The sequence below is a fragment of the Candidatus Kuenenia sp. genome (assembly GCF_027493735.1).
GTDB lineage: Bacteria > Planctomycetota > Brocadiia > Brocadiales > Brocadiaceae > Kuenenia > Kuenenia stuttgartiensis_A.
Window position 1 is genome coordinate 175,768 of sequence record NZ_JAOSKF010000022.1, and the last position, 14,295, is coordinate 190,062.

Sequence of the window (14,295 nt, forward strand, 5' to 3'; positions counted from 1 at the left end):
TTTTGATTATTTATTGCTTAAATAATCTTCTATCAGCGTCTTTAGTTCCTTCACGCTTTCGCTTTTCCACAACCCGATAATCTTTCTTTCCCGTTCCGCATTCTCCACAGAATCCGAGGCATGGGCGGCATTTTTCATGATATCCTCCCCATAGATTCTGCGCACCTTGCCCGGCTCGCCTTTTTTCGAGTCGGTAGGCCCCAAAATATTTCTTATTTCATTGATTGCATTCGGCCCGCGATACAAAAGGGCAAGGCAGCGGGCGGTACCGGGATTTTTTTTCTCCGCTTCTGTTGCCTTTGCCACGTCCAGTCCCGTCATGTAATGCACAATTTTATTGAATTCGTGTTTTGCATTTATCCCTTTTAACTGCTCTGTTAATTGCGTTGCATGTTCATTAATCGTCACATCCGGGATTTCAAAAGAGAAAATGGACTTGAGACCTTCTCTAAGCTGCGCCGCAATTTTCTCGGGTTTGGGCTTTAGCTTTTCTTCAAATATGCCCACCAGCGGACCGTAAAACTCTTCCGCCTGGGCGATGCTCATCGACAACAATTTTATGCCCACGATAAACAAACCCGTTCTCGAAAACATATCAATGATATTGCCAGGTAACGGGCTTTGCTTCTCAAAAGGTTTTAATATTACCAATGTTGTTTCCGGCTTTGCCCCTTCGGAAAATGAAACAATATTTTCCAGAATTCCGCCGTCGTTTGTTAAATAATCCGTAAATAATTTCAATTGTTTTTTGTTAGAGTTATGGTCGGCGGCAGTCAAAACCGCAGGTTCAAAATACTCAACCGTACCGTCAGAACGTTCTATGTAATCGCCAAAACTGCCGCGGATAGTATGCCCCTGAAAACTTGAAATAGGGCCAATTACATCGTCTTTTAATTTTTTAATGGCATTATGTCCTTTAAAGAACAGCAGCACCGCCCTGTTGGTAATGCCAAACTTGTTTCCCTTTCTCAGGCTGCTGTTAATATAATTAATCATAACCTCTTTCCACGAGGACTTTCCTTCCTGTTCACCGATGGTTTCGCAATATTTCTCAACAAACTCATCGCCAGGAGCAAACATTGTCGCCCCGATAACTTCAAGATTTGATAATGAGAGCAACCGGCCCAAAATACCACCCGTGCGACTCTTTAAAAGACTGTAAGGCGTTATTAACGCATAGGTTAATTCTTCTTCCATAGTGGCGTATATTCTCCGACAACAAGTAATGAATCAAAGTATTATAAAAGGCTAAATGATAACACAATAAGGATATTTGGTCAAATACTTTCAATCGTACGGATAGAGACACAAAATAAGGGGTTTTGTGTCGTTGACTCACAGTATATGAGGTGATACACTTTTATGACTGCAACTTTTTTACAAAACTACGTAGGGGCGAAGCATTTGCCTGCATAGGGAAGGGAAGGAAGGGTTAAATGCTGCACATGCATCAACCTTGTTATGGGGAACGTGTTATACACTGTACGCAGGCAAATGCTTCGCCCCCGGTCTGTAATGTTTTCGAAAATAGATTTGTTTACCTATACGATATTTCCTGAATGTCGGTTAATATGATTGCCCGAAATACCCTATGCTTACGATCATACGAAGAGGCGTGTGCTTTTCTCAATACGTCTCTCGACTATGAAAAGTTAATCAGTTACCAATATAATACTTCGACCTTCAATCTGGACAGGATGGTTCGCCTGCTTGAACAAGTTGGTAATCCGCACAGGGAATTTTCCTCCCTCCATATAACAGGCACAAAAGGAAAAGGGTCTACGGCAATTATGTTGTCAACCGTCCTTCAGCGTGCCGGTTATAAAACCGGACTTTTCACTTCCCCCCATTTAACAAACCTTAAAGAACGAATTCAGTTAAATCATACGAAGATACCCGAAGAGGATTTTACCGCAGCATTAAATGTCCTCGTGCCAGATATTCAGCGATTGAGAAATACTACTCCTGCAGAATCGCCTACGTTTTTTGAAACGCTTACGGCGATATGCTTCCTTTATTTTAAAGAAAAACAGGCGGAGATGGCCGTTCTGGAGGTGGGAATGGGGGGGCGCTTAGATGCTACCAATGTAGTACTACCGCTCGTATCGGTTATTACCAACATCGGTCTCGACCATGTCAATATTCTGGGAAACACTATCCCCCGCATAGCCTACGAAAAAGCTGGAATTATTAAAAAAGGCATACCGGTAATCTCTGCTGCAGAAAAACCGGAAGCCCTTTCTGTGATAAAAGAGGTCTGTATGGAAAAAGGAGCACCACTCTATCTACTGGGCAAAGATATCAGGATAGACGACGCACAGCCCTATACAAATAAGAACTCAAGGGGTTTGCTGTGTAATATAAAAACATGGCAAGGCGTATACGGGAATCTGTTTATTCCACTCATGGGAATACATCAGGCAAAAAACTGCGCGATGGCATTGGGGGCATTGGATGTCCTGCGTGAGCATGGCAAAATCTCAATCGACAACGAAACCATACGTGAGGCGTTTACCCACGTACGTTGTCCCGGGAGAATAGAGGTTCTTGGGGAAACACCATTGATCGTACTGGATTTTGCCCATACCGTGGAATCAATGGCGGCATTGCGGGAGACCCTATTTGAACATTTCACGTTCAATAAACTGGTTGTCATATTAGGATTTTCACAGGATAAGGACATAGACAACATTCTCCGAGAGATTGTGCCTTGCGCAAATGATATTTTCGTTACAAAGAGCACGAACTCCCGCGCCGTGCCGCCCGAAGAATTAGCCAAAAAGATAAAGGCCGTCTATGGAAAAAGGGCGGAGATATGCAATAGCGCCAGAGATGCGGTAATTGCAGCGCAACATGCCGCCTCCCCTGACGATTTACTCTGTATTACCGGATCGGCATACATCGCAGGCGAAGTGAGGCAGGAATTGGCCCATCAAAATATTGCCAGAGCATAACAATAAAAATATAGTCAGCAAATAATGAATATCCAGTTATCTCATGAAACAATTGCCGCAATTGTGACTCCCATTGGCGAAGGGGGCATTGGCAAGATAGTTGTTTCCGGGCCTAAGGCTTTAAATATGGCGAATGACATCTTTGAAGGGAAACACATAAAAGACCTTTGCAATGCGGAAAACGGCAAACTTTACTACGGCCATATCGTCAGTGGCAATCAAAGGATCGACGAGGTTATTTTAAATGTAGAAAAACAAGGGAACAGTTTCACCGGCGAAGACGTGGTTGAAATAAATTGCCACGGCGGCATTCGGATTCTCATGCGGGTATATGAGCTGATTGTTTCACATGGGGCAAAAAAAGAAACATGGGAAGGGCTGGCAGCACAGGCGCTCGAAAACGACCAAATAGATGCTATTCAAAAGGAGGCGTTGCCGGAACTTGTTGCGGCACGCACAAAACTATGCGCAAAAGTGCTTTTAGACCAATACAACGGCGCATTGTCAAAAACGCTTCACAAATGCATGGACATTACAAAACAAATGGAATGCGCCTCCGCAGAAGGGCACAATACAGAGGAAGAAGTCATTTTCCCTTTAAAAGAACTGACGCACAGCATTGACGCCCTGCTCAATACCGCCCCGTTCGGCATGGCATTAATATCCCCGCAGGCTATTGTAATCCTTGGCAAGCCCAATGTCGGAAAATCAACACTGATGAACGCTGTACTCGGCGAAGAACAAATGATTGTGCACCATGAACCCGGAACAACGCGTGATTACGCAAGCGAATATATCTCTATCGAAGATATCCCCTTTGAAATTGTAGATACCGCAGGCATAAGAAAGACAGAAGATACCGTGGAATCCATGAGTATTGAAATGACGCGGGAACAGCTTGGACGCGCGGACAAGGTGCTTGCTATATTTGATAATTCAAAGCCCCTCGATCATGAGGATAGGGAGATATTAGATGCATTGAAATCGTGGAAAATGGCAAAAGCATACGAAAGGCAGCGTGCGTACACCATCATTCCATTGATAAATAAAACCGACCTTCCCGCTCAATTAGACACAAAGATCATTGAATCGGAAATCGCATCTCCGGTATATTACATTTCCGCCCAAAAAAAGGAAGGCCTGGACGTTGTCTATGAAAAACTTGTGGAGGAGTTTAACACCTGCTATCATCCCGGAACGCCCGTCGTGTTTAACAAAAGACAGTTTCATTTACTCTCGGGAGCACGCCGGATGCTGGAAACAGCCGCATTCAGCGCTGCAACAATACAGGAATTAAGGAATATTTTTAACGAATGTTTGCGGGGAGCCATTTATTGAATTTTCTGGTAAATTTTGTGCCTGCTACCGTAGAAAGCAGTATAACGAGAGAACTTACAGGCATAAGTATTGCCGCAACAAGGGGCGAGATAACGCCGAAAAGAGCGGCTATTCCACCGGCAAAGTTATAAAGAAAGGAAATGACAAGGTTTCTCTTGATAATAGAGATAGTGTTTTTGCTTAATAAAATCAGGTCTAAAACAGGAGAAACCCCCTCCTTCGCTGAATAGATGTCCGCAGCGACCAAACTCGCCGCTACGCTGCCCTGAACGGCAATGCCAATGGAGCAGGATGACATGGCAAGGGCGTCGTTTACTCCATCACCTACCATAAGAGCATTTGAAACTTTATTGACGATCGTGCTTTTCTCTTCCGGTGAAACCCCTGCATAGAGAGAGTCATCTGCCAGCCCTAGTTTTTTTGCAACATTCCGCACCGTGGAGTCGTTGTCCCCTGAAACTATATGTGGTTTTATGCCTGATTTTTTTAATGCAGTTATTGTTTCTTTTGCATCTTTGCGAAGTTTGTCCCCTAAACAGGCATAGGCAACAAGCAATTCATTCCGGTATATAGCAACGGTACTGGCTATAATGCCGGAATCGTCATTGCCGTCATCAGGTAATGCGGAAATTAATTTATAATGATTATCTTCAACTGTTCCTGAAATACCCTTCCCTGGAATTTCCTTTAAAGAACAAACAGGCAATTTCACATCACAGACTTTTTCAAGTTGCTTTACCAACGCCCTTGCAATGGGATGCGGAGAATGTGTTTCGATTGAATATATAGCATTAAGGGTTATGGTATCGGGCATAAAATTAACAAACTCGCCAGACTGAGGAGATTTCCATTTTAAGAACTCAAATTGCCCTTGTGTAATGGTTCCTGTTTTGTCAAAAAAAACGTTTTTGACCCTGCTTAGTTTTTCAAGTGATTCGGCATTTTTTATCAGATACCCCTTTTTTGAGGCTTTTTTTAAGGATAGGCTTTGCGTCAGCGGCGTTGCAAATGCTAAGGCGCAGGGACATGCAAGTATGATGAGGGCAAGCGTTCGTCTTACCGCTTCGGCAATGTCAATAACGCTGTAAAATAAGAAGAACAGCATTCCCAACGAGAGGATGAAGATCGTAAAATAGTGGGCAGCCTTGTCCGTCAGTGAAATTAAGGGTGTTTTGTTGTAGATTTGCTCCTCAACCTTTTTTAATATCCTTCCGATGCGGCTGCCACCGGTTGTATGTTCTATAAGAATTTCTGCGTATCCGGAAACCACCTGTGTTCCGGCATAGATTTTTGCCCCTTTGAAAAGTTTTTGCGGAAGGCTTTCGCCTGTCAAAACAGAGGGATTTATATTAACCCAATCATTTATCATTTCCCCATCTGCCGGGATACGTTCTCCTTCGTTAACAAGGATTTTATCGCCGGCATTTAAATGGCTGGCAGACACCTTTTCATAGGCATGGCGGCCCTCGTTCCATCTCCGGCATATTTGTGCTTCAAAAAATGATAATAAACAGGAACTATTTAAAAATTTCTGTTGTGTCCTGTTCAGAAGATATCTGCTTGCCAATAACAGAAAAATTAATACGGAAAGCGAATCGAAATAAAGATCCTGACGCCCCTGAATCAGATGAAGCAGGCTTAAAACAAAACCTATGACCACCGCAAGCACAATGGGCAAATCGATGCTTGGCCGCCACGCCCGGAAAGACCTCCATAAATTTACGTAAAACGGCCTGGCGCAGTAAAAGAGCACAGGAAGAAAAAATGCCAGGTTTATATACTGAAACACCTGAGCCATAGGGCCCGTCAGCCCGGAATAAATGGCGAACGAGTAGAGCATAATACTGCCCGCGCAGGCGCCTGCAACGCCTAGCCTCATTAACTGCCTGTGGTTTTCCTTTTTCTGGAAATGCCTTGCTTCGCCGGTATTCCTGATCGGATATGTTTTATAGCCTAACGCCGCAAGGGTGGATACCACTTTTCCGAAAAACCCCGGGCTCTTTAGCGACACAAATAAGGTATTTTGGCTCATGTTCAAATGAACAGTTTCAACCTCTGGAATCCAATAGGGAATCTGATCGATGATCCATAGGCAGGAGGTGCATTGCACCCCTTCGACAAAAAATCTCATGCCTTGCCTGCCATCCTGCAACACTGAATAGTCTCTTAAAAAAGATTCATTATCCAGAATATCATATTCGGAACTGCCAGCGTGAGGTTTGTTTATGAGTGAGAAATGTTCTTTTTTAAGAATTGAATAAACGGTTTCGCATCCCCAGCAGCAAAAAATAACGCCGTTGGCATTTATAATGGCGTCTTCTTTTTTTGCAATGGTCTTGCCGCAATGTACGCAGTCAGAATAGGAATATGGAGGCACATCTACACCTTGGGGCAGGGATTGTTAGAATTTTATCCGTTAGGTAATATCGTGAACCATATTCAACAGATTTGCAAACAGTATCTGAATCACAGGTAATAGTTCCGCCACTTCCATTAAACTATCTAAGCTGGTACAGCCAGCTTAGGGTTTAGATGAACACATAATATCTGACTACAACATAAATAGTCGCCAATACCAATGTTTCTAAAGTAATTGGTATTGAATAGATGAGAAATTTTCTGAAGGTTATCGGGTACCCTGCTTTTTCAGAAAGACCTATGGTAATAACATTTGCGGAGGCGCCAATGGGGGTACCGTTCCCACCAAGGCAAGCGCCCAACGCTAACGACCACCATACGGGCATAAGGGTTGGATGCTGAAGCACCGGCGTAATATCCCATCCTTGCGGCAATACCACCTCTGCCGTGTCCTTTACAAGTGGAATCATACTTGCAACAAAAGGAATATTATCAACAATCGCCGAACCTATCGCGGAAAACCACAACAGGACAATCGATAACGTGAACATGCTTTCCACACCTGGCTGCGTCAGTGCAATCAATCCTTCAGAAAGCTTTGAAATAAGACCTACCTTTACAACGCCCCCCACAATAATAAAAAGTCCCATAAAAAAGAAAAGCGTAGACCACTCTAAATCCCGAAACACATGGTGCACATCTTCCTTAGAAATGATCAGCAGCACAGCAGCGCCGACCAGTGCTATTGTCGCCGGCTCGTAATGAAATACCCCATGAAAAATAAATCCAAGGATAACCATGCCCAGCACGCCAAGTGATTTTTTTAATAAACCAACATCTTTAATTAAGGCATATTCGTCCATTGCAAGTATCTTCTGTCTTACGTCTTCCCTTACATGCATCTTTTTCGCAAAAAGAAACCGGACAGTCAGGAGAAATCCCCCGAATATGAAGAATACAGCAGGTGTTAAATGATAAATAAAATCCATAAAAGTCAGATGTACCTTACTGGCAATCATAATGTTGGGGGGGTCGCCAATAAGCGTTGCAGTACCGCCAATATTGCATGCCATAACCTCGGTAATCAAAAAAGGAAAGGGATCCAATTCCAACTCCTCCGCAATGAACAACGTTACGGGAATAAGAAGCAAAACACTGGTAACATTATCAAGAAACGCGGAAGCAACTGCCGTTATACAAGCAAAGAAAATGAGGATCAGAAACGGTTTCCCGCGCGCAAGTTTTGCTGATTTAATAGCAACAAATTGAAATATCCCTGTTTTCTTAAGGATATTGACAATAATCATCATGCTTATTAGCAAAAATATTACATTATAATCTATAGCATAATGTTCCTCATAAAAGGCTTCATGTTGGCTGACAATCTTAAGGAGGATCATCAAACCTGCGCCAATGAGCGCCACTTTAGTTTTGTCGATCTTTTCAGAGACAATTAACCCGAAAGATACAAGGAATATGAGCGTCGCAATCCAAAATACCATATTTTATTTCTCCATTATTTATCAAAGTAATTGATTATTAAACTCAAAAACGTAAAATAGGATATCATAAAAATCCTGATTTAAAAACAGTAAAACCTGACAAAAATTCAGTTTTTAAACAGTACGTTAGTTTTTTGGAAAAAAGCTTCAACTTTTATGGTTATAACACATATCCCCGACAGGCGTTGGGGGGGGCATACTTCCAACATAAAAAAACATAGCAGATCCCGCATGTGCACGCTGTTACCCATCAATCATGACAATCCGTGCCTGCGAAGCCTTTTGGCAACACCTTTTTTTAAAAACGGCATTGATACATACTTTGTGATTTCGTATTCTTGTAATACCGGTAAATTTCCGGCAGCGCAATGAAGTCCGTCTTCTGACCGTCTGTTTAGGTTTGCCCTGTGCGGCAAAGGTAAAAATGTATCTTTTAATAACTATGGTGATAAAAAATGATTCGTTTTCATAACGTTTGTCTGAATTTTGGCTCTACCGTCATTTTTGACGAGCTTTCTCTGCAAATTCGATTGAACGACCGCATTGGATTAATCGGACCCAATGGCGCGGGCAAATCCACATTTTTCAAGCTCATCTGCAAATATATTGAACCCTCTTCCGGGAGTATTATTTATGCGAAAGGCGTGAAAACAGGATACCTGCCTCAGGAATGTTTTGCGTTCAGCAAAAAAACTGTTTTTGAGGAGGCGGGTTCCGTCTTTGAAGACATTCACCATTTGAACCGGCAAATAGATGCGGTACATAAAGACCTTGACAGCCCTTCCCTTACCGATGAAGACCGCCAGCTACTCCTTGACCGGCACACACACCTGCTACATCAGTTATCGGTGGTGAACGCAAACAAAATGAATGCTGAAATTGAAAAGGTATTAAAAGGCATCGGTTTTAAGGACGCCGATTTCAGGAAAGATATTGACGCCCTGAGCGGTGGGTGGCGGATGCGTGTTGCCTTAGCCAGGCTGTTGCTGCAAGAACCGGATATCCTGCTTCTGGACGAACCCACAAACCATCTTGACGTTGATTCTATTCTCTGGCTTGAGCAGTACCTTAAGGAATTAAACGGGGGGTTGATTATTATTTCCCATGACAGGGCTTTTTTAGACCGGAATGTTTCTGGTATCTGGGAGCTTGAGAAGGGGAATATCACTGAATATCACGGCAATTATTCTTTTTATGAAACCGAAAAAGAAAAAAGGAGTGGGCTGCAAACTTCACGCTATGTCAATCAACAGAAGAAAATTAAAGAAGTAGAAAGATTTATCGAGCGATTTCGGTCAAAAAATACAAAGGCGTCACAGGTACAGAGCCGAATCAAAATGCTTGGAAAAATGGAAAAAGAGACCTTGCCTGAAAACACGGTTCACAGGGTTACCTTCAGGTTCCCTCCTGCAAAACAAAGCGGTGCAAGCGTCCTTGAAGTGAAAGACGTTTCCTGCAAATATGCAGATCAATGGGTATTTCAGGGAGTTTGCCTTTCCATAGAACGGGGAGAAAAGGTTGCGCTCGTAGGGCAAAACGGCTCTGGAAAATCCTCATTATTACGCATTATAAACCGTTTGCATACGCCCCAAAGCGGTACTGCCACTTTCGGACACAATGTGCTCGCTGACTATTTTGCACAGGAAACCGCGGAAAGCCTCCAGGGTGACAATACGGTATTGGAGGAAGTCGAATCCATTGCTCCGTTTTCTATGATGCCGCACGTAAGACACCTTCTGGGGGCATTTCTCTTCTCCGGAGATGACGTGTTTAAAACGGTAAACGTTTTAAGCGGCGGAGAAAAATCGCGTCTGTGCCTTGCAAAAACTCTTTTAAAACCAACGAATTTCCTCGTGCTGGATGAACCCACAAATCATATTGATATCACTACCAAAAAAGTACTCAAAGAGGCGTTACTGAATTACCCGGGAAGTCTTTTAATTGTTTCCCACGACAGAGACTTTCTGGACGGACTCGTTTCAAAGGTTTATGAACTGAAAGAGGGAAATCTTTTCATTCATCTGGGCAGTTTTAAGGATTTCTTAGAAAAAAGAGAGGCGGAATTACGGTCAGGAACACATAAAACGGCGGGACAGGAAGCGCCAGAATTAAAATCTTCAGGGATAACCACTCAAAAGCAGATATTTTTACAAAAAAAGGAACAAAACGCTAAAAGAAGAAAGTTCACAAAAGAACTTCAAAAAATCGAGGAAAGAATCTCCTACCTTGAAACGCAAAAAAAAGAACTTGACCAAACCCTTTTAGATACCGAATTATATAATGACAAGGAAAGGCATATTATCATCAATAAACAACATAAATCAGTTTCCGCAGAGTTAAACGACCTTTATAAGAAATGGGAGGTCTTACACACCGAATTGGGAGCTGTAGATGCAGGGATAGCCGTGTAATAATGGTTTGGCCGCAAGCTGCCCATGTTACCTTTCCGCTTTCAAACTTCCCTCGCCGGTAGAGGGAACTCTGTAGTAATGCCTCTCCGGGCGTTATGCTGCCTTGCCCGTAAAGATTCTCTGGTTCTTTTTCAGATTACACAATACCTATGCCTAAATTTTTTATGAAAAGGAAGAAGATGAGTTCAAGACCACAGAGGGTTGCTGTCAAGGCAGTACACAGTATTGCATATCCAAGGAATCTTTCTTCCCTTCTAAGAAGAAAGGCATATATCAGGGTTATAATTACAAGAATTGCAGTAAATGTTTCAAGAGTGGCCACTTCGATGGTGAGCTTCTTTTTATAAAATAAGGATATTTCTTCCAGAAGGTCAAAACCAAGGCATACGACCAGTGATACAATAGCAGGCGTAACCGTCTTGCCATGCCTTGCCTTTGCAAGTAATATAAGGGCAACAATAGCTGCTGTAAACGTGATTAATTTAAAAATGAATTCCATTTACATCTCCTTTCTACTGCGGTTCACTTTTTTAAAATTTGGGAATTATTATTAGCGATGCTGTTATTATGGAAGGGGTTTTTGAATCTTTGACGCTCCTTGTTCAGCGGAAGTCCGTCAGAACATCAGCGCACCTACCACAGAGGGTTTGAAACTCTTTGACCGTTCCAACGCTTTCCCTGTAATTCCAGCATCGTTCACATTTTTTATGTTGTGATACGTCACATTCAATCCAAATATCTTGTGTTAACTCCCCTTTTACCGCATTTTTGCCAATGCCATTGCGGCGTACCTTTACTTCCGATACGATAAATAATGCCGGCAGGTCGTTTTCATATTTTATGAGAAATTTGTAACGGTCTTCATTTTCGGTAAAAAGGGACACCGATGCCTCTAATGAATTACCAATGGCTTTTGCCGCACGCATTTTTTCCAGTTCTTTCGCCACATCGGTACGGATATTTATCAGATTTTCCCAATTTTGATTTAACGAAGCATCAGTCCATGCAGGATTACATTTTGGAAATGTTGTTAAATGAATACTCCAAAGGTCTTCATCCTTAAATTCAATATTTGACCAGACTTCTTCAGCCGTGTGAACGATGATGGGAGCGGAGAGTTTTACCAGGGTAAGTAAAATGGTGTGGAGGGCAGTTTGTGCCGCACGTCGTTCCCTCGAGTCTTTCGCAAAGGTATAGAGACGATCTTTTAAAATATCGAGATAAAACGAACTCATTTCTACCGCGCAAAAGTTGTGGATGCTATGAAATACCTTGTGAAACTGTAAGGTTTCGTAATTAACAGTAATCTGTTTTATCAATTCCTGTGTTTTATGTATTGCCCAGCGGTCAATCTCCAGCAAAGCATCGTGAGGTATGGCGTTTTCGTGTGGATTAAAATCGTAAAGATTACTGAGTAAATATCTGAAGGTATTGCGAATGCGTCGGTACGCATCTGAACATCTGTTGATTAAATTGCGGGATACCCCCATGTCGTGCTGATAATCCATGGAAGATGTCCATAATCTCAGTATATCCGCTCCAAATTCCTTTAAAATATCCTCTACGGAAATAAAATTCCCGATAGATTTTGACATCTTTTCGCCCATTTCATCAACGACAAATCCATGTGTCAAAACGGATTTAAAGGGCGCCTTTCCCCATGCACCGACTGAAGGAATAAGTGAAAGCTGAAACCATCCGCGATGCTGATCGGTTCCCTCCAGGTAAAGGTCGGCAGGATATTCTAATTCTGATCGTTTTCTTAATACGGAATTGTGGCTTGAGCCGGATTCAAACCATACGTCAAAGATATCCATTTCTTTTTCAAAATGAACGCTTCCGCATTTTTTACATTGAGCATCCTGGGACAGGAAATGAGATGCATCCTTAAAAAACCATGCATCCGCTCCTTCCGCTTCAAATTTGTCCCGCACAAAGAAAATAGTCTTTGCGTCAATGTGTTCTTGTCCGCAATTTTTACAAAAAAAGGCCGGTATCGGCACACCCCACGAACGCTGCCGCGAAATGCACCAATCGGGTCGGTCGGATACCATTTTTTCCATTCTGTTTTCACCCCACGAAGGTATCCATTTTACGTTTTTAATTTCCTTTAAAACAGTGCTGCGTAAATTATTGTGGTCGAGATTAACAAACCACTGCTCCGTGGCCCTGAATATTACGGGGTTTTTGCAACGCCAGCAATGGGGGTATGAGTGGGTTATATTTGTTTTCTGAAGAAGCGCTCCGACTGCATCAAGTTTATTAATTATAGAGGTATTGCCTTCTATAATGTTTTGACCGGCAAATTCACCTGCTTCACCCGTGAAGACGCCTTCAGCATTAACGGGACTCAGAACAGGCAAATGGTATTTAATGCCCGTAATAAAATCTTCCTGACCGTGCCCCGGCGCTATATGAACACAACCCGTGCCGTCAGATAAAGTAACATAATCTGCCATGACGACAAAACCCGTTCTATCCATGAAAGCATGTTGATATTTTACCCCCTCCAGCTCGATCCCCTTTACTGTACCAAGTTTTTTAAAGTCTTTTATGCCCAATGATTGCAGTACTTCATCGATACGGCCATCAGCCAGTAAGGAAACCTCTTTTTTATTTGTTTTGGGGTGAAAATAACGGATTGCCGTGTAATCGTAACCAGGGTGTAGTGCTATTGCCAGATTTGCCGGTAGTGTCCACGGTGTAGTTGTCCAGATCATTAAAGAAACACCTTCGTTCCCGTCATCAGGGAAAAAGTTTTTAAGCGTGTCCTTTATCTTAAAATGTACGTAGACGGAAGGGCTTGTTTTGTCATGGTATTCAAGTTCCGCCTCTGCGAGGGCAGTAGCGCAACGTGTACACCAATGGATAGGTTTTCTGCTCCTGTATACGTAACCGTTTTCAACGAGTTTTGCAAATACCTCAATAACGCCCGCTTCGTACGCGGGGGTGAAGGTAAGATATGGATGTTCCCAGTCTCCGAGTACACCTAGCGCCTTGAATTGTTTTTTTTGAATAGTGACGAATTTCTCCGCATATTTTTTACATTTTTTGCGTATTTCCGTCTTTGTGAGATGTTTAACTTCACTTCCAACCTCTTGCATAACTCGATGTTCAATAGGAAGCCCATGGCAATCCCACCCTGGAACGTAAGGGGCATCGTATCCCTCCATCGTGAAAAAACGCACAATAAAGTCTTTTAATATTTTATTCAACCCCGTTCCAATGTGTAATTCACCCGTAGGATAGGGAGGGCCGTCGTGCAGTATATATTTTTTCTTATTTGTTCGTGCTGCGCGAATTTGTTCATAGAGCACGTCCTTTTCCCATTTTTTCTGAATAAGAGGCTCTTTTTCGAGTAAATTTGCTTTCATTGAAAACTTGGTAGCAGGCAGGTTAAGTGTTTTTTTATAATCCATGATGGTTGGCGGGGTTTTCTATAAATTAAAATTCAATAAAGTATTTATGCTTTCAGGAGTCACGCCCTCTATCATTATTTTTTTGTCCCGGGAAGTCTTTCCAGAAATGATGTGTATAGAAGACGAATTAATATGAAATGTTTCTGCCAGCAATTCAACTACTGCCTTGTTGGCCTTGCCCTTTTCAGGTGCTGCAGAGACCGCTAACTTCAGACGTCCTCCCAGATTCCCCACGATACGATCCTTGCCTGAACCGGCTTGCACTTTGACGAAAACAATGATACCCGTATTTGTTGCTATGATATCAAGCACG

The 14,295-nt window shown here is 42.6% G+C and carries 9 protein-coding genes; 3 read left to right on the plus strand and 6 right to left on the minus strand.

What is annotated here, in order from left to right:
- Positions 1 to 6: 6 nt before the first annotated feature.
- Positions 7 to 1,197, minus strand: a complete 1,191-nt coding sequence (locus M5U24_RS15845) for a nucleoside-diphosphate kinase (protein WP_099324754.1) — start codon at positions 1,195 to 1,197, stop codon at positions 7 to 9.
- Positions 1,198 to 1,559: 362 nt separating this feature from the next.
- Here M5U24_RS15845 and M5U24_RS15850 point away from each other — a divergent pair, with 362 nt between their 5' ends.
- Both M5U24_RS15850 and M5U24_RS15855 read left to right on the plus strand, forming a co-directional pair.
- Complete coding sequence (locus M5U24_RS15850; protein WP_099324755.1) at positions 1,560 to 2,954, plus strand: folylpolyglutamate synthase/dihydrofolate synthase family protein; 1,395 nt, start codon at positions 1,560 to 1,562, stop codon at positions 2,952 to 2,954.
- Positions 2,955 to 2,978: 24 nt separating this feature from the next.
- On the plus strand, positions 2,979 to 4,292 hold the full coding sequence (locus tag M5U24_RS15855) for a GTPase (RefSeq protein WP_099324756.1): 1,314 nt from the start codon (positions 2,979 to 2,981) through the stop codon (positions 4,290 to 4,292).
- Here M5U24_RS15855 and M5U24_RS15860 read toward each other — a convergent pair.
- The gene (locus tag M5U24_RS15860; protein WP_099324757.1) at positions 4,261 to 6,669 is read right to left on the minus strand and encodes a heavy metal translocating P-type ATPase; all 2,409 of its coding nucleotides are present in this window, start codon (positions 6,667 to 6,669) and stop codon (positions 4,261 to 4,263) included. The genes M5U24_RS15855 and M5U24_RS15860 overlap by 32 nt on opposite strands.
- 151 nt (positions 6,670 to 6,820) lie before the next feature.
- Positions 6,821 to 8,152 carry an ArsB/NhaD family transporter gene (locus tag M5U24_RS15865; RefSeq protein WP_099324758.1) on the minus strand — a complete coding sequence of 444 codons (1,332 nt, stop codon included), beginning with the start codon at positions 8,150 to 8,152 and terminating at the stop codon, positions 6,821 to 6,823.
- A 455-nt stretch (positions 8,153 to 8,607) separates the two neighbouring features.
- Here M5U24_RS15865 and M5U24_RS15870 point away from each other — a divergent pair, with 455 nt between their 5' ends.
- Positions 8,608 to 10,563, plus strand: a complete 1,956-nt coding sequence (locus M5U24_RS15870; RefSeq protein ID WP_099324760.1) for an ABC-F family ATP-binding cassette domain-containing protein — start codon at positions 8,608 to 8,610, stop codon at positions 10,561 to 10,563.
- 136 nt (positions 10,564 to 10,699) lie between these two features.
- On the opposite strand, the gene M5U24_RS15875 is transcribed toward M5U24_RS15870, so the two are convergent.
- The 3 genes from M5U24_RS15875 to M5U24_RS15885 all read right to left on the minus strand — a co-directional run bounded on the left by M5U24_RS15875 (position 10,700) and on the right by M5U24_RS15885 (position 14,294).
- On the minus strand, positions 10,700 to 11,062 hold the full coding sequence (locus tag M5U24_RS15875) for a hypothetical protein (RefSeq protein ID WP_099324761.1): 363 nt from the start codon (positions 11,060 to 11,062) through the stop codon (positions 10,700 to 10,702).
- Positions 11,063 to 11,165: 103 nt separating this feature from the next.
- Positions 11,166 to 13,982, minus strand: a complete 2,817-nt coding sequence (gene ileS / locus M5U24_RS15880) for an isoleucine--tRNA ligase (protein WP_099324762.1) — start codon at positions 13,980 to 13,982, stop codon at positions 11,166 to 11,168.
- Positions 13,983 to 14,000: 18 nt separating this feature from the next.
- The gene (locus M5U24_RS15885) at positions 14,001 to 14,294 is read right to left on the minus strand and encodes a DUF167 family protein (RefSeq protein WP_099324763.1); all 294 of its coding nucleotides are present in this window, start codon (positions 14,292 to 14,294) and stop codon (positions 14,001 to 14,003) included.
- Position 14,295 lies beyond the last annotated feature (1 nt).

Coding starts and splice junctions, on each gene's coding strand:
- M5U24_RS15850 (WP_099324755.1), top strand. CDS start 1,560: ATGTCGGTTAATATGATTGCCCGAAATACCCTATGCTTACGATCATAC.
- M5U24_RS15870 (WP_099324760.1), top strand. CDS start 8,608: ATGATTCGTTTTCATAACGTTTGTCTGAATTTTGGCTCTACCGTCATT.
- M5U24_RS15855 (WP_099324756.1), top strand. CDS start 2,979: ATGAATATCCAGTTATCTCATGAAACAATTGCCGCAATTGTGACTCCC.
- ileS (WP_099324762.1), bottom strand. CDS start 13,982: ATGGATTATAAAAAAACACTTAACCTGCCTGCTACCAAGTTTTCAATG.
- M5U24_RS15865 (WP_099324758.1), bottom strand. CDS start 8,152: ATGGTATTTTGGATTGCGACGCTCATATTCCTTGTATCTTTCGGGTTA.
- M5U24_RS15845 (WP_099324754.1), bottom strand. CDS start 1,197: ATGGAAGAAGAATTAACCTATGCGTTAATAACGCCTTACAGTCTTTTA.
- M5U24_RS15875 (WP_099324761.1), bottom strand. CDS start 11,062: ATGGAATTCATTTTTAAATTAATCACGTTTACAGCAGCTATTGTTGCC.